Below are 268 nucleotides of genomic sequence, written 5' to 3'. Positions count from 1 at the left end.
GAAGAGAAGTGGGTGCGTTTTCGCACGCTGGGCTGCTACCCGCTGACCGGGGCGGTGGAATCCAAGGCCGCCACGCTACCCGAGATCATCCAGGAGATGCTGCTGACCCGCACCAGTGAACGCAGTGGCCGCGCCATCGATCACGACCAAGCGGGGTCGATGGAACGGAAAAAACGTGAAGGATACTTCTAAGCTACGAGCTACGAGCTACGAGCTACGAGCTACGAGCTACGAGCTACGAGCTACGAGCTACGAGCTACGAGCTACG

The 268-nt window shown here is 59.7% G+C and carries 1 pseudogene; it reads left to right on the top strand.

Annotated elements, in window-relative coordinates:
- Positions 1 to 192, top strand: a pseudogene (locus tag R6258_RS18815) (sulfate adenylyltransferase small subunit); the annotation flags it as partial.
- Positions 193 to 268: the final 76 nt, after the last annotated feature.

The organism is Halomonas sp. HP20-15 (assembly GCF_033446685.1).
Classification (GTDB): domain Bacteria; phylum Pseudomonadota; class Gammaproteobacteria; order Pseudomonadales; family Halomonadaceae; genus Modicisalibacter.
Note: the sequence above shows the minus strand (reverse complement) of the source record. Positions and strands in the feature narration are given on the sequence as shown.